At 41.3% G+C, this 21541-nt stretch carries 22 protein-coding genes and 2 pseudogenes; 13 read left to right on the top strand and 11 right to left on the bottom strand.

Annotation, left to right across the window (positions count from 1 at the left end; all coding sequences use genetic code 11):
- Positions 1-58 precede the first annotated feature (58 nt).
- Together KUA46_RS05765 and KUA46_RS05770 are read left to right on the top strand one after the other, a co-directional pair.
- The gene (locus tag KUA46_RS05765) at positions 59-820 is read left to right on the top strand and encodes a metallophosphoesterase (protein ID WP_218486639.1); all 762 of its coding nucleotides are present in this window, start codon (positions 59-61) and stop codon (positions 818-820) included.
- Positions 817-1533, top strand: a complete 717-nt coding sequence (locus KUA46_RS05770; protein WP_218486640.1) for an AAA family ATPase — start codon at positions 817-819, stop codon at positions 1531-1533. The genes KUA46_RS05765 and KUA46_RS05770 overlap by 4 nt, the downstream gene beginning before the upstream one ends.
- A gap of 137 nt (positions 1534-1670) precedes the next feature.
- Here the strand turns inward: KUA46_RS05770 and KUA46_RS05775 are convergent, their stop codons facing one another.
- Positions 1671-2048: a single-stranded DNA-binding protein gene (locus KUA46_RS05775; protein ID WP_006846538.1), complete on the bottom strand. Its 378-nt coding sequence runs from the start codon at positions 2046-2048 to the stop codon at positions 1671-1673.
- Between the two features lie 311 nt (positions 2049-2359).
- Between KUA46_RS05775 and KUA46_RS05780 the strand changes: the two genes are divergently transcribed.
- From KUA46_RS05780 to KUA46_RS05800, 5 genes are all read left to right on the top strand, one after another.
- Positions 2360-2521, top strand: a complete 162-nt coding sequence (locus tag KUA46_RS05780) for a hypothetical protein (RefSeq protein WP_218486641.1) — start codon at positions 2360-2362, stop codon at positions 2519-2521.
- A 707-nt stretch (positions 2522-3228) separates the two neighbouring features.
- Entirely contained in the window at positions 3229-4554 is a 1326-nt protein-coding gene (locus tag KUA46_RS05785; RefSeq protein WP_218486642.1) for an AAA family ATPase, read from the top strand.
- Positions 4555-4559: 5 nt separating this feature from the next.
- Entirely contained in the window at positions 4560-5201 is a 642-nt protein-coding gene (locus KUA46_RS05790; protein WP_218486643.1) for an RloB family protein, read from the top strand.
- Positions 5202-6122: 921 nt separating this feature from the next.
- On the top strand, positions 6123-7130 hold the full coding sequence (locus tag KUA46_RS05795; RefSeq protein ID WP_256624989.1) for a phage integrase SAM-like domain-containing protein: 1008 nt from the start codon (positions 6123-6125) through the stop codon (positions 7128-7130).
- 382 nt (positions 7131-7512) lie between these two features.
- On the top strand, positions 7513-8127 hold the full coding sequence (locus KUA46_RS05800) for a hypothetical protein (RefSeq protein ID WP_005942192.1): 615 nt from the start codon (positions 7513-7515) through the stop codon (positions 8125-8127).
- Positions 8128-8219: 92 nt separating this feature from the next.
- Here KUA46_RS05800 and KUA46_RS05805 read toward each other — a convergent pair whose 3' ends face one another.
- From KUA46_RS05805 to KUA46_RS05835, 7 genes and pseudogenes are all read right to left on the bottom strand, one after another.
- On the bottom strand, positions 8220-9935 hold the full coding sequence (locus KUA46_RS05805; RefSeq protein ID WP_256624990.1) for a hypothetical protein: 1716 nt from the start codon (positions 9933-9935) through the stop codon (positions 8220-8222).
- An 80-nt stretch (positions 9936-10015) separates the two neighbouring features.
- Positions 10016-10411, bottom strand: coding sequence for a hypothetical protein (locus KUA46_RS05810; protein ID WP_071122673.1), 396 nt, complete (start codon positions 10409-10411; stop codon positions 10016-10018).
- A 318-nt stretch (positions 10412-10729) separates the two neighbouring features.
- A pseudogene (locus KUA46_RS05815) lies at positions 10730-11139 on the bottom strand (transposase); the annotation flags it as partial.
- Positions 11140-11238: 99 nt separating this feature from the next.
- Positions 11239-11988, bottom strand: a complete 750-nt coding sequence (locus KUA46_RS05820; RefSeq protein ID WP_071122916.1) for a hypothetical protein — start codon at positions 11986-11988, stop codon at positions 11239-11241.
- 35 nt (positions 11989-12023) lie between these two features.
- Positions 12024-12974: a relaxase/mobilization nuclease domain-containing protein gene (locus KUA46_RS05825; RefSeq protein WP_218486645.1), complete on the bottom strand. Its 951-nt coding sequence runs from the start codon at positions 12972-12974 to the stop codon at positions 12024-12026.
- The gene (locus KUA46_RS05830) at positions 12971-13384 is read right to left on the bottom strand and encodes a plasmid mobilization protein (protein WP_218486646.1); all 414 of its coding nucleotides are present in this window, start codon (positions 13382-13384) and stop codon (positions 12971-12973) included. The genes KUA46_RS05825 and KUA46_RS05830 overlap by 4 nt, the downstream gene beginning before the upstream one ends.
- Before the next feature lie 184 nt (positions 13385-13568).
- Positions 13569-14048 (bottom strand): DUF3408 domain-containing protein, encoded by a 480-nt coding sequence (locus tag KUA46_RS05835; protein ID WP_071122670.1) that lies wholly within the window; start codon positions 14046-14048, stop codon positions 13569-13571.
- A gap of 397 nt (positions 14049-14445) precedes the next feature.
- Here KUA46_RS05835 and KUA46_RS05840 point away from each other — a divergent pair, with 397 nt between their 5' ends.
- Positions 14446-14757, top strand: coding sequence for a helix-turn-helix domain-containing protein (locus tag KUA46_RS05840; RefSeq protein ID WP_008656559.1), 312 nt, complete (start codon positions 14446-14448; stop codon positions 14755-14757).
- A gap of 82 nt (positions 14758-14839) precedes the next feature.
- Complete coding sequence (locus KUA46_RS05845) at positions 14840-15148, top strand: helix-turn-helix domain-containing protein (protein WP_118220348.1); 309 nt, start codon at positions 14840-14842, stop codon at positions 15146-15148.
- A gap of 230 nt (positions 15149-15378) precedes the next feature.
- Here KUA46_RS05845 and KUA46_RS05850 read toward each other — a convergent pair whose 3' ends face one another.
- The 3 genes from KUA46_RS05850 to KUA46_RS05860 are packed head-to-tail and all read right to left on the bottom strand — an operon-like array spanning position 15379 to position 18222.
- Positions 15379-15741 carry a hypothetical protein gene (locus KUA46_RS05850; RefSeq protein ID WP_434725809.1) on the bottom strand — a complete coding sequence of 121 codons (363 nt, stop codon included), beginning with the start codon at positions 15739-15741 and terminating at the stop codon, positions 15379-15381.
- Positions 15738-16961: a site-specific integrase gene (locus KUA46_RS05855; RefSeq protein WP_153122286.1), complete on the bottom strand. Its 1224-nt coding sequence runs from the start codon at positions 16959-16961 to the stop codon at positions 15738-15740. Before KUA46_RS05855 ends, KUA46_RS05850 begins: the two co-directional genes overlap by 4 nt.
- Positions 16962-16992: 31 nt before the next feature.
- Complete coding sequence (locus KUA46_RS05860; RefSeq protein WP_434725810.1) at positions 16993-18222, bottom strand: tyrosine-type recombinase/integrase; 1230 nt, start codon at positions 18220-18222, stop codon at positions 16993-16995.
- A gap of 290 nt (positions 18223-18512) precedes the next feature.
- On the opposite strand from KUA46_RS05860, the pseudogene KUA46_RS05865 reads away from it, so the two are divergent.
- The 4 genes and pseudogenes from KUA46_RS05865 to KUA46_RS05880 form a co-directional block, all read left to right on the top strand.
- Positions 18513-18677: pseudogene (locus KUA46_RS05865) on the top strand (tyrosine-type recombinase/integrase); the annotation flags it as partial.
- A gap of 163 nt (positions 18678-18840) precedes the next feature.
- Positions 18841-19635 carry a hypothetical protein gene (locus KUA46_RS05870; protein WP_218487956.1) on the top strand — a complete coding sequence of 265 codons (795 nt, stop codon included), beginning with the start codon at positions 18841-18843 and terminating at the stop codon, positions 19633-19635.
- 99 nt (positions 19636-19734) lie between these two features.
- Positions 19735-20103, top strand: coding sequence for a helix-turn-helix domain-containing protein (locus KUA46_RS05875; RefSeq protein WP_089542644.1), 369 nt, complete (start codon positions 19735-19737; stop codon positions 20101-20103).
- Positions 20104-20114: 11 nt separating this feature from the next.
- Positions 20115-21509 carry a DUF3987 domain-containing protein gene (locus KUA46_RS05880; RefSeq protein WP_218487955.1) on the top strand — a complete coding sequence of 465 codons (1395 nt, stop codon included), beginning with the start codon at positions 20115-20117 and terminating at the stop codon, positions 21507-21509.
- Positions 21510-21541 lie beyond the last annotated feature (32 nt).

Raw genomic sequence — 21541 nt, forward strand, 5'->3', positions numbered from 1 at the left:
CATCATTCATTGAGGCTTTATTGGAACAATTAGACGAATTATTTACAACAGAACAATTATGAAAATACAATATGCATCTGACCTCCACCTGGAATTTGCCGACAACTGGAGATTCCTGAAGGAGAATCCCCTGCAAGTAACAGGAGATATTCTCGTTCTGGCTGGAGACATTGGCTACCTGGGAGACGAGAACTATTCCAAGCATCCCTTCTGGGACTGGGCTTCTGAGAACTATCAGCAAGTCATAGCCTGCATGGGCAACCATGAGTTCTACAAATACTATGACATTGCCAAGCTTAACGATGGCTATTGTCTTGAAATACGTCCCAATGTTCACAGCTATTACAATGCTGTCGTACACATAGGAGACATCGACCTCTTCATAACAACATTGTGGTCTAAAATTCCACTGAAGGAGGCATACTATACAGAAGAAGTCATAAGCGACTTTCGACGCATCATCTTCAATGAAGATCTTCTCACATTTGCAGACTTCAACCGTGAACATGAAAGATGCCTGTCTTTCTTGAAAGATGCTGTTTCATGCAGCAAGGCCAGAAGAAAGATAGTTGTCACACATCATGTTCCGTCTTTTCAGATGCAATGTCCCAAGTTCGCAGACAGTCAAGCCAACGGTGCCTTCACGGTGGAATTGGAAGAGTACATCAAGAATAGCGGCATAGATTACTGGATATTCGGTCACTCTCACTACAACGTGGATGTGAAGATTGGCAATACCAACTGTATGTCAAATCAGCTGGGATATGTATTTCATGGGGAACATGAATCATTCAATCCAGGAAAATATATTGAAATATGAAACAGATAATATTGAATCATATAGATGTTGAAATCAGGAATAATCTACACGTTCAGTTGCAGCCACATTCTGATGTTAATATCATTATGGGCAGCAATGGAAGTGGCAAGACCACATTTCTGAGAAATCTATATCAATCTTTAGCAGAAGACAAAGAAAGCAAAGATCATATAATCTATCTTCCCTCCATTGACAACATTGCATTGAGAGACAAGCGTAAGACAAGCAATGTCCTATCGCAGGAGTTGGATTACTATATATATGACATGAAGACCGGACCTTCACTCATGAGCCTCCGCATGTCTATGCTAGACAGTTCAGAGGAGAGAAGAATTGAAATGAAAGCCAAGATAGCTGATTTTCAGAAGGTAATAAACGATTTCTTTGCCATGACTGGCAAACGCATCGAAATAGAAGGCAGCAAGTTTACTGTTTTTACAGACAATGGAATATTACCTGTAGAAGCACTGTCTTCTGGCGAAAAGCAAATTCTATTGATTTTGCTGAGAGTGTTCCTGCTAAATGGAAACGAAGCCATCGTAATGATAGATGAGCCTACATACTCACTAGATATTGAATGGCAATTCAAGTTAGCCACTACGCTCACTCATCTCAACTACAAGGCTCAGTATTTTATTGCATCCCTCTCTCCTGCTCTCTTTGGCGAAGGATGGGGAGATAAGGTTTGGTATATGGATAAAATAACAAAATAATAGAGTGAATGACAAGATGCTGAGGGATTATCAATCCTGCAAGAATCTCCTTATAATAGGTTTCCCCTTTCAGCAAGGAAAAGTATAAGCACAAAAAAAGCGACCCGAAGGCCGCTCTATCATCTGGAGAGAAGGATTTACTTATCCTTCTGGGTCTTGCCCTGCTGAGAATCAGGAGCATTCTCCTTCTCTACAGCTTCATAGAACTTGGTGGCTACGAGAATCACTCGGTTGTGCTTGACTCCCTCGGCATCCTGCCATTCCTCTGGCTTGAAGTAGCCCTCTACAGTGAGGAGTGCTCCCTTGACCAGACGGTCGAATGAAGAGGTGTTCTCGTTCTTGCGCCAAGCCTCTACATTCATGAAGGCAGAAGTGCGAGAGTTTTCATCGCCATTCTTCTCATTGCGGCTGATGGCCAGTGAGAAGCGAGCTACGCTTGCTGTTGTAAACTGATGGATGCTTGCATCCTTACCTACGAAACCAGTTACTGCGAAAGAATTTTCCATCTTTTTCATAATTCAATATTTTTAGAAGTGAAACATTTATTTTTTACGATGCTATCAGAGTTAGCAAGGAAAACATAGGAAGCAAGGAATTATCGAATTATTTCACCCTTGGGCAGGAAAAGTTTTTTGGATGAGCAGCAGACGGAAAAGTTTTTGAAAAAATTCAGAGAATAAGGCACCTGGTACTTGCAGAAATGTGGCTTGCACTAACTTTGCAGCGGAAAAAGTAAGTGTGGATGCTTCGTCCAAAAATATGAATGAAAAGGATGAATAGAAAATATCTGCAGTTGGTTGGGTAAAGGAAAGCTGCATCCTCCTCGATGTTTGTTCAAGCAAACTGGTTGCTCTATATGGCTTATAAGTTCAAGAGACTGGCAGGAAAACTCAAACTTCATCATGAACAAGAATATGGGCAAGCTAAGGAAAGAACGATCAGACCTACGACTGCCAAGGGTAAGCATCAGCATGTAGAGGACAGCTAATCAGAGAAGCATGATGCCTGAGACAAGAGGCAAGCCAATGATTTTTGTCACATAAACGATGTTTTTTTGTGACATGAAGCTGTTGTATATCTAAAAGGACAACAGAATTTCAGCAAGGAGAAGATAAGTAAAGCCATGCACCAGTAAGGAGCAGCCAAGGCAAAGCTTAGGGCGCATACAAGTTTAAGGTTTAAGTTTACCCATGTATATATACAGGTTCTTTCAAACTCAAATAGTAAACCTCTACCCTCTTACAACCGTTTAAACCAGGAAGTTTACAAGTTTAAGAAAACCATATATGTATATATGCCGAAATAAACTTGTTTATTAACATATAATCAAGGAATTTGGGAAAATCTATTTTTCCTTGCTGAAATGCAAGAATAGTTATACGAAATGGAGAGGGAAAACTCATCCATATTAGGATGAAAATCGCAAAAACATGCCGATAAGTCGTGGAAATCTATCGGATTTCAATAGATTTCCACGACTTATCGATATATTTTGGAGGTTTTTGCAGGATAAATGTATTTTTATACAACCAGTAACTTCCACAAATAGCGACAGCTTTTGACAAGCAAAAGGTCGCAAATCAGCTAATTTGTGTTAATTCTGCAACGCTTTTGCAAGTATTCGACATTAAGCTATTCATTTTTCAAAGAAAAAGCTTATCTTTGCATCAACATTAATAAGAAAATGACATTGTTATGATACTTAGAGCTACATTTGAAAATATATATTCCATCAAGGATGAGACTCAAATCAGCTTTGTGGCAGGTAAGAGCAACGCACATCCGTCTCATGTTTCCCGTGCAGAGAAGCGTGACGATATTTCTGTGCTGAAGGCTGGTATCGTGTATGGTGCCAATGCTTCCGGAAAGAGTAACGTTATCAAGGCCATTGCCCTGCTCCAGCAGATAGCCAATGGAAGCTTTCCGCAAAGCAAGGTGGAACCTTTCAAACTTGCTGATACCGAAGAGAAAAACTCCAAGGTAGAAATCGAGTTCAAGACCAAGGGTAAGTGCTTCGCCTATGGCATGGAGTTCACCGTCGGAGGAATCAAGGAGGAATGGTTGTTTGAAATCAACAGCCGTACCGACAAGGAAGTTTTCACAAGAAAGGTTACTGATGACGGCAACGAGTTCACGTTTGGCAAGGTGGATGGAAATGAAGAAACATCCATGCTCCTGAAGTTCATCGCCCACAGTACTCCTTCCGATTCCAGCTTCCTTTCAGAGTATGTACGCAGAAACGGCAAGGGACTTGAAACCATACGCATGGCCAAAAACTGGTTTGCAGACGGCTTGAAGATCATCTTTCCAAGCACACGCCTGCAGGGAATTTCTTTCCTTACTGAAAACAATGACGAGCTGCAGGAAACGACTCGCTCGCTTCTTGCCTACTTCAACACGGGCATTTCAGACGTGCGCCTGTACAAAATCAAGAAAGAGGATGTGAACTTATCTTCCGATTTACTTGACAACATACTCAGCAAGGCCAAGAACGGCAAGGCGTACAGCATGGCTGCCACAGTTGGAGGCGAAATGCTTCTATTCGAGGTAAATGCCAACGGAGGATATGAGATTTACAAGCAGAAGGCTGTCCACCGGAATCTTACTTCCGGCACAGAGGTTGTTTTTGATCTGAGCGAAGAATCTGATGGCAGCATCCGATTGCTCGACTTCATCCCAATGCTCATCGATTTGAAGCAAAATGAAGTTGATTATCTCATCGATGAGATTGACCGCAGTATGCACCCTATGCTCTCGCAGAAAATCTTAGAGTGCTATTTTTCAGGACTGGAGCCTGGAAGAGACACTCAGCTCATCTTCTCCACTCATGAATGTAACCTGCTCAACCTCGACCTTATCAGAGCTGATGAAGTCTGGTTTGTCGAGAAGGGAAAAGATGGAGCATCACATCTTACATCCTTGGCAGAATTCAAACCTCGTGAAGATGTTCGCAAGGGTTATCTTTTAGGACGCTACGGAGCCATTCCGTTCTTCGCGCCTATAAGTCAATTAAAATGGTAACAGCTATGAGACAAAGAAAAGACTTTCAACGAATAGAAGGAGTTAAATCTTCTCGACTCATCGTCATAGCTGCCGAAGGAAGAGCAACCGAAAACATTTACTTCGAGGCTATGCGCCAGGAACTATGTGCAACTAATGTACAGCTGGTTGTTCTAAACCGAGAAGATGACAACTCTAATCCAGCCAATGTTCATCGCCAGATTAAGGATTTCATGGATGAATACAACATCTTGGATGATGACCAACTGTGGATTGTTATCGATCGTGACGACTGGAAGGAAAAGATGCTTGCCGACATTGCACAGCTATGTCAGCAAAACAGCAATCTCAGATTCTGCATGAGCAATCCATGTTTCGAACTTTGGTTGATATTACACCTTGAAGACATCGAAGATTATTCGGAAGAGGAAAAGAAGAACCTCTTTGAAAATCCTCGCTTGTCAACTCATGGTACATGGACGAAATATCATCTTCGCAAACTGATGGGACATTATCAGGAATCAGACTATGATCCATCCATCTTGCTTCCACATGTCGAAGAGGCTATATGTAGAGCTGAAAAGCTGGATATAAACCCAAAAGACAGATGGCCGCAGACTACTGGAACCAGAGTTTATTTACTTGCAAAAAGCATCATGGACAGATAATGACCGTACAGATAAGTCGTGAGATACATTCCAAGACGATGCAATAATCCAACGCCCCTTACGTTATTACAGAAGAAGAGGACAACCGCATCCGTAACCGAAGGGAGACCTTCATCAGGAAAACAGGTACCGAGAAAACGGTACTCATCACGATGATCACCTCCTTTGGACTTGCGCCAGGCGGCTATTCTGATGACATCCAATGCCAGCTGACGATGGCAGATTTATTCAGATAAAAGCCGACCTCTCAAAAATGGTAAAAAAACACGTTTTAGCACGAAAATGCAGATTTTGAGTGTTTACAAAGGTTAAATATGTTAAATCTTCGCCCCCTAAAAATGGGCATTTGTAAAGATATATAACAAACGAAATGAATGAAATCAAGTGAAACCAAGTGAAAATACGAAAATCGTAAGTATCTGATAATCAACATTCTTTTCATTCAGAAGGAAAGCGGCTCACAAATAGCACGTCAGTACTTAACCGATTGAGAATCAACGACATTCATTATTTGCGTGGGAAAGTGAAAGGCGTAGAAAAGGGCTTAAAAAGATACTTGAAAAAAGTAGGAAAGTAGGACTAAAAAGCACTGAATATCAGATAATTAAGGAGATAAAAATCCTTACATTTCAGTCCGGCTTTCATATGGCTCAAACATGCATTAAACAACTGGTACTCAGTTGGTTACGTATGATGCATCGGAAAGTAAGGCGAATTTTCTTTGAAAACAAGAAATCACACAAACGGCATACCACCGCACATAAACAACATAGGTATCAATTATTTACGATTTGTTAAGCAAATATAAATTATTGGGTATTGTGTCGGCAGTATGCCGTTTATGTGCTATCTTTGCGTTACTATTCTGTTACTCGTAACAAAATGGGTAACAAAAGTAACAATAATTCAACGCATAAGGATATGGCAGACATCAGCAAAGAACCGATTAAGATACGAGAGAAGAAACTTGCCAATGGAAACATATCTCTCTATCTCGACATTTACAGAAATGGCAAGCGTGAGTATGAGTTTTTGAAACTCTACCTTATCCCAGAGAAGACAAAGCAGGACAAGGAGAAGAACAAACGAACCATGCTTCTTGCAAACTCCATCAGAGCAAAGCGTACGGTGGACTTGCAAAATGGGGAGTTTGGTTTCAAGTCGGCATACAAGGAAGATACATTATTCTATCCTTATTATAGAATGATGTGTGAGAAGAGACTCGGAAAGGAAAGCAGAGGTAATTGGGGAAATTGGCGGTCATGCTTGAAGCATTTGGAGAAGTACGACCCTAACCAGAATATCACCTTTGCCGAAATCACCCCTCAATGGGTGCAAGGCTTCCGTGACTACTTGGAGAATGATGCGGTAGCATGGGGCAATGATTATCGAAAGAGGATAAAAGACCATCCCCTATCAAGAAACTCAAAGCTGAGTTACTTCAACAAATTGCGTGCTTGCCTAACACAGGCATACGAAGAGCGCATCATCCAATACAACCCGATAAGGGGTATCGAGAACTTCAAAGAGGAAGAGGGTACGAGAATGTATCTTACCATTGAAGAGGTGAAGAAACTCGCCCAGACTGAATGCGAATACCCAAACATCAAGCGAGCATTTCTTTTCTCTTGCCTTACAGGACTCAGACGAAGCGATGTTTTACGTCTCACTTGGTCAGAAATCAAAAAGCAGGGAGATTTCACTCGCATTATATTCCGTCAGAAGAAAACAGGAGGGCAAGAATACCTCGACATTACCCCACAAGCAGCAGAACTCCTTGGAGAGAGAGGTAAGCCCGATGAGCATATGTTTACAGACATCCATTCTCCTACTTGCACCAACGAAACAATCAAAAGATGGGTACTGAGGGCAGGAATAGACAAAAAGATAACTTTCCATTCGTGGAGTCACAATAAAATCTTTTATTGATTGAATATCAGCGAGTTAAACACTTTAAATAATGTAACTGCTAACGATTTAGAAACGAGCAATCTTCTTTATCTTTTACAACTTTGCGATATACAAAGAACGCTTCAATTACAAGTGCAAAGATAAATCAAAAATATGAAAAGCAATGTATTTTGCTTTGTTTTTATAGATTATTAAATTTTGAAAAGAACATAATTGTTCTTCACAAAAGCAAAGTTGCCATCTTATGAAGTGCTTACAAGTTTCATATTCGGCATTATAAACATGGAAAGTGTTAAAAAGCATTTTGCTTCCTTACAATGCGACTTTAAAAATTCATGTTTATGAATTTTTTTTGTAAATTTGTAACCAAATTCAAAATATCTTTTAGTCTGAGTCGAATATGGAACGTATTTTTCTAAAATATATATTATGCTTATTGTGTGTTTACACGATAACAGCTTGTGACAAGGTGAATGATGAGGTTCCTGACCAACCGAAATTTACTCCCTATGTATCTGAGAGTTATTGGTCTGTGAAAACTGAGGTTTATGTCGATGCACCTTTTAATGCAGAAAAGATAAAAAAGGAATTAGAAGACAATCCTCCTGCTTTGCCATCTGATGTTTACTATTTTTACATGAGGAAATTGTCGTCTGCTTTGTCGGCTGAAAGAACTGTTTCACTCCTCAATAGTGCAAGAGAAGAACAGTGGAAAGCCTATATAGAAACAACTTCCTCCATAGAATGGTCTGAAAAATATAGCTTTATCAAAACAGACCAAAAGACTCTTCCAAGTTATGAACATTGGACATTTCATTTAATGACGGATAAAAAAGACACTATAATTGCTCAATATGATGTTGCTTTTTCTATCAGCCAAGAGGGCAAAAGAACTCAATGGTACTTATATGAAGACTTGACAGACGATTACAGGAAAAAATATCCTACAATGGATATTCATTCCGTGATACGGATGCAAACACTTACACTTATAGATTTCTATTATTTGTCATAATCCTATGAATTAAATAGAATAAAGCCGTATCAAGACTTGTTTGGGGCGAGATACGGCTTTATTGATAAAAAATATCCACACGATAATGACGCTTAGATTTCTAACATCCTTATAATGTACTTACCATCTTTCTTGATAAACATGAATGGGTTGAAATGCTTATCTTGTGCATTTATTCCATACCCCAAGCATTTGTATTCAGCAGGAGCAATAGGCGGAAGTGGATATTCCTTAGTCTTCCCATTTTTCCTATTTACAATAACAAAGGAATATCTGTCTTTTTGGAAGTTGTCAGTCCTTGGCATACCATGCTTTACAAGACAATAGATGTTCCTTTTATCCATTTTTACAGTTGTGATGCACTTTGTGAAGTAAGAACGATACAGATTTCCATATTCATGCGTATAAAATTTTGTGGAGTCTGGTGCAATCATAGGAACTGTATCTGTGTCAAACACCATGTAAACCTTATATTTGTCAAGATGAAGGCTATCTGTCACATACAGTTTTCCTGTGTAACCATTTCCATACAAGAAAGTTTTTCCTTCATGTGCGAATACATTATTAAGATAATAATAGCCTGTTCTGCTATTTTCTTGAATACGCTCTAATTTGCCGTAATGTCCATCACACTTTCCGTCATTGATACGAAAAGAAGCTATTATTGGATTGAAGGTCTTATAAAAGCTGCCATTAAAAGGGTCTAAATCTTTCTGTCCTACAATATCCTCTTTCTCAAATCCATCCATAGGCCATGTCAACTTTTCGCTTCCTGTCCATAATTTGTTATTGAACAAGTCGAACACAAAGTGAAGATAGAAATACTTGGAATGTTCCAAATCGAAATCTGGTGAAATCATCTTGCCTGACGTATAATTGTTGATGTCTCGTATCAAGACAGCAGGGGCATTGTAAAAGCTAAAGTTCCATTCGTTGCCTACTTTTTCTCGAAGAATCTTTGGCAGGGAATAGGAAATTCCGATATGAGAAGAGTCCAACATATTTGCAGACAATGCTATGTAAAAGACTTGTCCTTGTTTTACTAAGTTTCTGAAATCCTTATCTGGCACGGAAACAAATTTCTTTTTCTCCGCTTCGTCTGCTTGGAAGAGTCGCTTGAATTTAAACAAACCATTTTCTTTATTAAACAGCATTATACCATTGTTCAGCATGTCGTTAAAAAAAAGGTGTCCATTCTCTATTTTGGGAATATCATATATTGACGATATTTCTACTCCATCTTTCGTGTTGACCTCAATGTCCGTTTGTTTCCATTTCGGCATAGGAACATTTATCATCGCAATCTGGTCTGACACCTCTTTATATGAGTCTTTCTTATCCAATTCATACATGTGAGGAGCAATTCTCTTTTTACAAAGTACCAACTGCTTCACAAACTCTGCCCCTAAGACCGTATATTGTCCACCTGTGACGAACACGCCTTCTTTTGGAACTAATTTGAGTATATACAATCCGTACATTCCTTCAGAGTTGAAACTGAAGATGTTGCTATAAACTGATTTCGTATCATAAATGTAATAATCAGCCTTATAGTTGTTTTTAGAATTATACCAACTTGCTGTTTTAGAATCCCCATATGCAGTTATTAGTAATAACTTGTTGTTCGGATTATTGCGTTTCAGTTTATCATAAAATGCAGGAATTGCAGCTTCACATCTAAAACATTCAGCAGGACTATAAAGAATTGCAAAAATTGTATCTTCCTTAATGTTTGCTGAATGCAAATAATCAGACAGAAGCCCTTCAGTGTTAGGCTTCTGTCTGATTTGCAAGTCGTTCTGCTCCATTTCATTTATATAATCACGCCCCTGTGCAAATATGGTCGTGCAAAACATAAAGAAAAGGAGTGCTAAAATATGCCTTATTTTCATTCTGCCACATTTGCCTTGAACGTTCCACCCAATTTCATTGTTTCAAGCTTAATATTTGCCTTTGTTTCTGACACGGAAGATGGAGCAAAGAAATTGTTTGTAAATAATGTGTTACCATCAGCATCCTTTACCTGCTGCATCACCAAAGTTTGGTCTTCAAATGACACCAAACTTGACTCTATGGTTCCGCACTTTCTGATAGTTGCTCCCTTGCAAGGATTGTTTGCGTTAGTTGAAGCCTTTGAACCATAGAAAGTAGATACAATCTTGTCTGGTGTAGATGAGCTAAGATCATCATCTGATACTGCTGAAGCCTTAATCTCATTTAAGTTTCCTGCAAATGCAGTACCACACACAATAACGGCAATCATGCCCATGAAAAACTTCTTCATTTTTTTACTCCTTATGCAACCTCTACAATAATAGCACAGCTTGGTCGAGGTCTATTAAAGCCAAGTCATGTAAGTTTTCATTTGCAAAATTAATAAAAAAACTATTTCATCAAAATGTGTCAATCAAAATATTTTTGTTAATCAATGCAATGTGTTAATTTGACACATATAAAGCGTTATTTTTAACAAAGTGAAATATAACCAACATAATAAACGGTTTGTACTTACAAATTCGTATTTTGTATAACAAACATATACAAAACCATATAATAAGAGGTATGCATATTATATATATATGTCTACCCCTTATTATATAATTTAAGACATTAGTCCCTTAAAGAGGGAATAATCGAGTTCTTTGACATCGTTGAAAATAGTCTTATCAAATAGATCTCTTAGGTGGGTTTTGTCCGTCAATGAAATGCTTAGAATCTGCAAAACTTCATATGTTGAGCGTTTCAATTGCATATCATGGTGAACAATAGCCACGAGACAATAAGTGATAATGGCAACACTAATCTGTATGCGTACAGCATTCTCCGTTGTGCCCCAGAAGCTCTTTATCTTAAGATGCTGCTTTAGCCATTTGAAAAACAGCTCGACCAACCATCTTTTTTATATAGATTCGCGACATCCAACGCAGAAAGATGCTTTGCATTCGTCAGAAAAGTAAACTCACGATCATCTTCTTCATCGTAGTATCGAATGAGTCTGAATGATTCAGGATACTTCGGCTGCAAAAGTACGGCTTTTTAGTTACAGTATCATTGCATCAACATTAAGAATCTATTACATTGTAAGAATGAAGAAAATAGGCATAGGCTCTTTTACTTTTTAAGCCTTTCTTTTATGTCGTTAGCTTCTTTGTTTAATTGTTTTGCAAGGCTATCCTTGTAAGCAGCCATTTCAATCATTTCATAATGTCGGCGGATAGAATCCTCATAAACAGCGACACGATTTCTAACATTATTAATAGTATCATCATCACGTTGTACTGAAAAGTGTTTTTCTATGTAGCGAATATTCGGGTCATCAGATGGCAGTACCATTCGCAATGCTCGATACTTCAAGTCTGCTTCCTCCCAATTTTGGTGCTCTCGCCATTGGGTGAGGTTGCCCCAAATGGAAATAACGAGAGATAGAACCAAGCTACCGATGAAAAGAAGAACATACTTGGAGGTAGGTTCAAAGCGGTGGATAACAATCTTCTTCTGAGGCGTGTTGACCATAGCATGTAGCTTTTCGTGTACTACTTGTGAAGTAGCATCTTGCTCTTGCTTCAACTGCTTAACTGTGTCAAACAAGACTTTGCTTCGCTGTTCGCCGTTGCTTGCTTCTTTCTTGGTAAGGTCGGTAAAGATGCAAATTGCCTCTCTTAATCTTGCCAATTTGTCAATAGCTTCCCCTTCTTTTGCAGCCATAGCAAGTATGGCTTTTTCAAGTATGCTCGTATCAACACTTACAGGAACAGGAGTACTTCCTACCTCTGTATTCTTTGGTGAGGCAGAAAGTTCATCGACTTTCTGCTCCAATCTCTCAACTGTGCCGTAGATGGCTTCCAATAGTTCTTCTTTCATCTTTCTTATGTTGTTTGAATGGTTTGTAACTTGCATCAAAGGCTAAAGCCTCTTCTGCGTTTCTTCTTTTTCTTCTTGGATGATTCATCCTCTGGGAATTGCTCAAAGGTCTGTGCATTGGCAGAAGCAAAAAGTCCTATGGAAGAAATACCATTCCATGGGTTCTGGCTGCTCTCCGACATGAATGGCAACAGCTCGTCCTTGAAACTACCTTGCTCATATTGTTGAGTAGAAATGGCTCTTGCTGATACATGGTTCTCCGTTCCCTCAAATCTCGCATTCAGTTTGCCAAAGCTATAGTCTCGGCTAATATGTGTACCCTTGAAGCTATATCCATCCTTGCTGAAACGGATGCCTTGTACCTTGGTTCTCTCCTTGTCCTTATAGACAAGCTCCAAGCAAACACCTCGTTTTGCAAGTTCATTCTTGAACTTCTGCCAGCTATCTGCAACTTTTAAGGCATCTTTGACTGCATTGTGAATCTCGTATTTTGCACGCTCGGCATTGCGTAATTTACGAGTATTAGTATTGCTCTTGTCCGTTCCGTAAGTAAGTCCATATTTGGATTTAAGAGCCTTGGTCACCTGCTCATTACGCCTGTAATCATTCCTGTCTGATAAGAGTTTGCTCTCATTGTTGATGCGGTTATACACGATATGACAATGTGGATTGTCCGTGTTGTGATGCCTTACGATGATGAATTGGGTATCGGTGATGCCCATCATCTGCATGTATTCAAGGGCTATCTTAGCCATGAATTCATCCGTTAAACGTGGCTTGTCCTCGGGCTTGAAGCTCAAAGCTATGTGCCCTACAGGCTTCTTAATCCTTGGATTTAGCTGCCTTTGTAGCTCGAAACTTTGCGTTATCTCGGCATTCGTGCCGAGTAACACACCATCCGAGGCGATGATTTTCGCCTCGTCCTTGCCTGTAACATAGCGGATGCAACCACCAAATGAGCTGCCTTTCTTTAGCTTGCCTATCATGTGGTATCCTCCTTTCTGCCTATTCCGCATGACTTCGATTTTGGACTTGCTTGGTGATACTCACCAAGGATGGCTTTCAATCTTCTCAACAAGTCCATCACGTACACATGGGTCTTATGGAAACCTTTCTGATGCGACAGCTTGGTAAGTTGGTTGAGATTGTTCGCCATGCCAATGAGATTCTTGGCGATGGCTATCGTCTCAGTGTTGTGTCCACTGACCACCTCGCCGTTCAAGGCGGACTCACGGATGTACTCCGCCAACTTGCGGTTGGCTTTTCTCGCCCTCAGTCTCAAAGCCTCGTAGCTTGGCTTCGAGAACTTCACCGTGACAGACTTCGACAGCTTGCGAACCCTGCCTGTGGGCGGTCTTCCGCCCTTTCTCTTGTCTTGTTCCTGTATGTTTGTCATTCTATATACTGATTACAGTTGGTACACTCACTTTCTGCGACCGTTGGGAGCAAAATTCCTCCGCCCTCATGGTGGAGCGAGGCGTTTTGGGGTTCCCAAAACATAACCTCGCTCCCTCTCAGAACACGTTAGTTGGAACTACTGCCTTTCAGCTATCCACGCCCAAGGTCGCAGACCTTAATTCTCACAATTTGCGCCAAGCCTCGAAGTCCTCTTCATAAAGGCTTAGGTGGTGGCGCACGATGTTCTCGATGATGCCCGATACGCTCATGCGTCTCCCTCCGAGGATGCGGACGACACGATCAAGACGGTCTCGTACATCGGAACTGACGAAGACTGGCTTGCGGTCGTCAATCCTTGGAACTTGGAGGAAGGTCTGCTGATACTCCTCTAATGTCGCCTTGCGCTGCTTGCCACTGATGCGCTTCTGCGGATTCGGTGGCGATTGAACCTCGTTCGTAAGCTCGTCCTCCATGTTGGAGGTTGTTGCAGCCACATTCTCTGTCACAACTTCTAAATCGGAGTTCTCCACCTCTTCAAAGAAAGAGCTATGTTTTTGGGCATAGTCTTTACCATAAGTGGATGGGTGAAGCGAAGCCATCACCTCCTGTGTCATTTTCTCCTGCTGTTCAGGAAACATTTTCGTTTCTTTTGTTCTTGCCATAGCTTATGCTGTTTTATTTGTTAGTATAGTGGTCACGGTTTGCACCATTGACCGATTGTCGGGTGCAAAGTAAGTGTACTGAGTGCAGCCATGCAACTGATTGGGTGTAACGTGGCAATTTAGTTGTGGCTTGCTTATTTGCATACCGAGATAGTTGTGAGAACTTCTACGTATTTCTCAACTCATCATCGTTCATGTATCCGTTGCAGTCGTGCAAGTTTTTCTTGTTGTTTTTGGCGTTGAAGTCGGCAAACCCCGGCAACATACTGCCACAGAAATTGAAAACGCTTGTTTTTAGATTGCCGTGCCTTATCTTTGCACTCACAAACGTGGAGCACTGCATATGCGTGGAGCTTTGCGACATACAACATAGTATTAACTTAGAAAAAAGAAAAGTATGGGATTCATCGTATTCGAGGAAGAGGCATTCAACTATCTTGATGCCCAGTTGGAGAACTTCGTGAAGCGCATGGACAGAATCCGTGAGCGCAGTGAGGACAAGACCATGAACAAGTGGCTCGACACGCAGGACGTGTGTCAGACGCTCAACATCTGCCCACGGACAGTACAGACGCTTCGGGACAACGGAACTTTGGCTTATACGCAAATCAGCCACAAGACCTACTACAAGCCGGAGGACGTGATGGCTATCGTAGCAGTAGTGGAGGACAAGAAAAAGGACATGCGCTTTCGCAAGCGCACAGGTTAGGCAGTCAATATACAACAGCCACTTTATCCAATGCAGCAAGTAAACCGAGTAACGTAAGTATCAACAATAAAACGAGACAACTATGAGCAATGAAGTAATGACAAGAAACAGCGAGTGGATGAACCACATCGTGAACCACCTCAACCGAATGGTTGACAATTTTGAACGTGCCGTGATGAACTACCGCCCCATGCTTGGCGGTGAGCGGTTCATGACGGACAAGGAGCTTTGCGCCAGGCTGCAACTGAGCCGAAGAACCCTGCAGGACTACCGAAACAACGGTGTCATCCCGTATATCCAGCTTGGCGGAAAGATACTCTACCGCGAGTCCGACATTCAGAAGATTCTGATGGCTAACTATCGTGAAGCGTACAGAATGAAAAGTGTGTAGGAGAATGTCCTTGATGAGTGTGTGAAATGAACAAGGCGACAACGTATAACTTACCGAGTGTGGCTGTTATAGGTTGTCGCCTCGTTTTATTGGCTATACCGAGTTGGTCGTGTTTGCCGAGTGTTCTCCGTATGGTCTGTATAAAATCTAATACCATGCTAAAACACTGCGGTGGTTCGCCCAAGTGGCTGGAGGCGCAAAGCCTCCAAGGAACGTTGCTTTAGGCAGGTCTATGCCATTGCGTTCTCTGTAAAGATACAGACCAGTTTAGTGCGGCTTGTCTGCTTGCCGATGACGGACTGCATAATGAACTCCCGAAAGGCTCTGCTCTCAATGCTGTCTATACGGAAGGCTACCGCAATGACGAGTTCAAGGCTATACACATCATAGCTGATGCGGTCGTTCTTCCTGACATGACGGCGTACACCCTGCTCTTTCAGAATGCCATCCTTGAATACAGCCTTGACAGCCTTGCGCACATAGCAGCCGAATACATTATACATGTCGGCAATCTCCTGCATGGTCATCCATACAGTATTGGTCGGCATGGATACCGTTCCGCTCTCGCTGATAGTTATAACACCTCTGTTCATTTTTCGTCCTCCTTATTTCTCTTTTGGTCAGTTTCTTTTGTTTTTCTGCGTTGCATCAGTTTGTCCATGTCTATGGAAATCTTGTTATCGGTGATAACGGCATAGATTTGGGTGCTTCGCAGATTGGAATGTCCCATCATCTTGGCAACGCTTTCCATTGATATGCCCGAAGTAACCATGTTTACTCCGAATGTATGTCTTGCAACATGTGCGGTAAGGTTCTCATTTATACCCAAAGCCACACCGAGTGAATGAAATTCAAACCACATGGAATCACGTGAAGAAAGAGGGAAAACTGGTTTGCTATCATCCGCTGTATTGTATAGCGACATTATTTGTTCAGCTATCGGATGCAAAGGAATGAACGCTTCGTTGTTGGTCTTTGCTCTTTTCTCACGGATGTATTTTCTACCGTCTGCCGTCATCCCGATATGGTGTGGATACAGGTTACGTAAATCGACATAAGCCAAACCTGTAAGGCTGGAGAAAACAAACATTCTGCGTGCCAACTCCAAAGCCTTATCCTCCATAGGAGTCTCCATAATGAGCAGCAAGTCATTTCTGGATATATGTCTACGCTTTGGTGAGCCTTTCTTTTCATATCCGACATCTTCCAATGGATTGAATTTCAGCAGACCTCTGTCAACAGCGATATAAACCAAGCGTTGCAGCCAACAAAGATTATGGTTCGTATTGGATGCACTATACCCTTTGCCAATCAAGAACAACTTATAAGATTTGCCAAATTCCTCAGTCAAATCTTCAAATGCAATGTCATTCATTCCTCGTAACCCGATGAACTCTCGCAAGTTTAGCTGCGATGTCTTAGATTGGCGATAAGAAGATGTTGAGTTAATACGGATGGAGCGCAGCCTAAGGCGTTCACGCTCCTCCTCGCCAGTGGCAAGCAATGTCATCGGGATAGTATTTGCATCAACAATAACATTCTTCAGAATCTCGGCGGTGACGATGCCCTTTTCCTTTGTAGCCTGCTCGTAGGCTTCGTCAATTCTTTGTCTGAACGCTTGCAGTTGTCCGTTCACTCTTGCATTCTTGGCTTCACCTTTTTTCGTGTCCCATTCTTCGGGAGCACAGTAAAGACCTGTTGCTATGGCTGACACTTTGCCGTCAATCGTGATACGGCAAAATATAGATGTGGTTCCGTCTGCCTTTACTCTGCCACGGTTGATATAATAAAACTGCTTGTATGTACTTCTCATTGTTATGTTCCTTTCTTATTTTGTGATAATATTACAGGACAAACTTGAAGTCCTTGTTAGCTTCGATGAACTTGTCCATATCCTCAAATAGCTTTTTCGGGGTGACACGTGCATAGATTTGCGTGGTCTGAATGTTGTTGTGACCAAGCATTCTGCTGATAGTCTCTATCGGAACACCTTCTTCGAGCGTAACGAGCGATGCGAAACTGTGCCGTCCAACATGATAGACCAAATCCATACTTATGCCAGATAGTACTCGGAGACTTTTCATGTTACCTCTCAGCACTCGAAATTCCTGTGGCGGTAAAAGAGTAGGTCTTGTCGGGTCTTTGTATTTCTCCAACATGGCAAGCGCCTCTGGCAGTAACTTCACACGTGCAAGCATCTTGTTCTTCTTTCTGTGGTATTTCAGCCAAAGGCTACCCTCCTCATCACGAAAGAGGTTTTCTTCCGTGATAGAAACAGTATCGGCATAAGCCGTGCCTGTATAGCAGGCGAAAAGAAAAAGGTCACGGGTCAAAGCCAACGATTTTCTTCGCTCCGGTATTTCGAGGTCACGAATTTTCAGGAAGTCCTCACGTGTCAATGCCTTTGGTGGATTTTCTTTCTTTTGAGGTAGCTTGAAGTGCATGAAATGATAACGCTCGGAGTGTCCTGCCTTGAAAGCTATTCGGCAGGTCTTCTTCAAGATGGCGAGATAGTGGCGGACTGTATCAAGTGCAAGACCTCTCTCGTCCAAGCAAAAGTCCATGTACTCACGGATAAACTGCTCGTCAAGCTCACCGAATGCCACATCGTCAGTTCCATAACGCTTCTTGATGAACAATCCCAATGTCAGGCGAGTGTACTGGTAGTTTGGCAGCGTGCCTTTCTTGTAGTCGATGCCGATTCTTGACTCAATGTCCGCAATGATGGCGTCAAGCTGCTTCAACAAGGTCATCTGAGTGTCTGCACTGCATTGAAACAGATCCTTTATCGCCTTTGCGTCAAAATCCGTCTTGCGCTCCACAAGTGACTCGTAGGCTGAGTTTATTGCCAGCAACAGCTTGTCAATCTTGGCGTTCACTTCCACAGCCTCCTTGCTCTTGCCGTCAAGTCTGCTCTCACGTGGATTCCATAACTTTGGCGTACATGACAACTTGCAACCGAACTGCGCCATTGTTCGGTTGAGGGTGATGCGTCCCATGATGGGAGCCTTACCGTTCTTGTCCAATCCGCTCTTTTTGAGGTAGAGCAGCACCTTGAATTTTTTAACTTTCATCTGCTTACTTTTTTAGTTTGCAAAAATAATCAATCAGTAAGCATTCTCTGTCATTGAAAGTTGTGCAGAACAGTGCAACAAACACTGGTGACAAACTATTTGTTTTTCACCTCGTTAGCAGTGTTGGTTTCGGTAACTGACCGCTAACGGTTTGGTAACTGAAATAACTCAATATCCTGCTCGGCTTTGCTTTGCAGCCAATTGGCAGAATTATGAAATATTGCTCATTCTCAACCACTTGCAGTTCAATCCTCTCATATTCACTTTCCGTTGCTTTTGCTTAAATTGTGCATTGCTTCCGGCACTCGTATGCAACAATCCAAATCGCCTTAGGCACAGACATTTACACGGTTTCGAAGATGCTTACCCATAAGAATGTAAGCACAACACAGATATATGCCGACCTCGTGAACGCAAAGAAAAGAGAGACAGCAAATAAGATTTCTCTTAAATAAAGCCATTGCATTCATTTCATGGTGCCCGATATTGAAAAAATGTTCAATATCGGGCTTTTTAGTTAAAGGATCCTAAAAGTTTTACGTGAGTCACGCGTGACTCACGTGTCTGTTTCTGCAGTTTTTCCTATTTTTGCGCCACAAATGATTAATAATACGCAATATGAAACAGTTTAAAAAAGAATTTTTGACACAGCATTTATTGGTTTTGTGTGCAATGTCTATCATTGGTGCACTTGTTCGCAACGAAGCTATGCAATATGGCGTAGACACCTTTAGCTGCAACTTGACGTTCGTTATCTCAACCACCATACTGATGGTTGTTTATCTCCATGCATTAGATAGTATCGTACGATTGCTTGCCCCATGGTTTAAGCATATCTTTTGTAATACAGTAAACAATACAGAAAGAAAGCGTCTGTCTTCTATTGCCATCAATGAAACAAATACATATGACGAGGGGGAAGAGCTAAACCTGGAAGATGTAACTTTCGTCTATGCAGATGAAGCCTCTTCTTGTATTACAAGCTATGAACAGTTGAGACAGGAAGCATTGGAAGACAAAGCCAAAAAGGAAAAGGTCTTGTTAAACTCAGCTATCGATTATACCAGAAGAACTTTTGCTGCCTACATGAAAGAGGAGCATTTGAACCAACTTTGTGACAACATCGCTATTTTCCAGTGTTGTGCCTCTACACACATGAGACATCATTCATTGATTGTTGATAAGGCTATTCGTACTATAGACTTAATGCATTATGCTTGGAATATAGGAAATCTCTTCAAGAAGAAAGGCATTGATACAGCAACCTTTATAAAACAAGTTTTTGCTGATGCGCTGGTTGATGTGGAAATATCCACTATTATAAGGAAGTTAAGAATGGAAGGTACCTGCATCATTGAATTACTACCAAGCTTAGATGTTCAAGGCGGAATCAAGACAAATTATTGTTGCTGATAAGCATTGAGCGGTTATTCAGAGTTTATATCTCAGTGATATTTATCCCCATTACATAACTCATTTACTTTGTACCCGAATAATAAAAAATGAACAGATATGATAAATGAAAGTATCACCTTTGATAAGTTACCACAAGCGGTATCTTATTTAACAGAACAAGTTATCGAGTTGAAGCAAATGGTATCAGCACTTCAACCTACATCATCAGCAAATAACCATATATTGGTTGAGATTGATGAGGCTGCTATTATTATAATGAAGTCGAAGCCAACCATTTATCGATTGGTTAACCAAGGCATTCTGCCATCCTATAAAAAAGGTAAGAAGCTATACTTCTATAAGGATGAGCTACTTGCATGGATTGAGAATGGTCGAAAAGCTACCAAGGAGCAGAACCATTCTGAAATGCTAAAAGCCATGCAAGGAGGAATGAAGCGCAAACCCAAGTCAATGTATAATTTTTAACTCTATGCCAAATGACAGCTTTAAATAACAATAAGGAAACTTCCATCAATCCAATGATTATCATGGATAAGGCTATTGATGTGGGTACTCGCCTATCAGGAAGCCAGTTTCCCGTAAGCATCTTTCCTGCCAAGATTCAGAGAATCATCAAGGAGGTACACGAATGCCACAGTTTTCCTACCGACTATATATCAGCAGCCATACTCACTGCATTGGCTGTTGGTATCGGCAATACGCACTTGGCACAGATGAAACAAGGTTGGCTTGAAAGTCCTATCTTATACATGGCTCTTATCGGAAGACCAGGAGCCAACAAGAGTCACCCACTTAGCTTCGCTATGAAGCCATTCCTCGATTACGACTATGAGCAAAACAAGTTGTTCGAGGAGCAATACAGTAAGTTTGAGGAAAAGATGTGCATGTCTCGCAAGGAACGCATTGAAAATGGAGAGGATGGATTTCCGCAAGAACCTGTACGCAAACGTTTCTTGGTCTCTGATGTCACACCAGAAGGCTTGAGCTATATTCATGCGCAGAACAAGAGGGGTTTATGTCTATGGACAGACGAGCTATCTGCATGGTTCAAAAACTTCAACCGCTATAACAATGGTTCAGAGGAACAGTTCTGGCTATCTGTCTTTAGCGCCAAGACAACCATATCAGACAGAAGAAGTTCCAAGAGTTCCATCTTCATTAAACGCCCCTATATCTCAGTAATCGGAACCATCCAAAAGAAGATACTTAGTGAGTTGGCGAAAGGCGAACGCTCCAGCAACGGCTTCATCGATCGCATTTTGTTCGTCATGCCTAACCTTCAGCAGAAAGCGAGATGGAGTGACCGAGAGTTGCCCGATAATATAGAGCGAGATTGGCAAACCATCATTCAACACCTTATTGATATGGAGTGTCCAATAAATGAGCAACAGGAAATCGAGCCTCATGTCTTATCATTCACTGAAGAAGCTAAGACAAGGCTCTATGAATGGCAGCATCATTTCTCCGAGCAATGCGACAATGAAACAAATGATACAATTGTCAGCATCTATTGCAAGTTGGAGATATACATCATCCGTTTCAGTCTGATTATTCAATTGGCACGATGGACGTGTGGAGAATGTGATAAGGAAGCCATCGACCTGCTGAGTGTAGAGCGAGCCATCCGATTGACAGATTATTTCAAGAACTCTGCCATATCAGTACAAAATATCCTCAACGAGAATATGCTCACCGCTCAACAACAAGCAATCGTCAACCATCTTCCTGCAACATTCACCACGGCCCAAGCTCATGATGTCGCCAAAGAGAACGACATGAAGCCAAGGACATTGGAAAGATTTCTGAATGATAACATCGGAGTCCTATTTCGCAAAGAGAAGCATGGAGAATATTCAAAGATTAACTCGTGACGGTATTGTCGGAATTGTCGCTTTTGACGGTT

Origin of the sequence: Segatella copri (assembly GCF_019249765.2) — a bacterium.
Classification (GTDB): domain Bacteria; phylum Bacteroidota; class Bacteroidia; order Bacteroidales; family Bacteroidaceae; genus Prevotella; species Prevotella copri_K.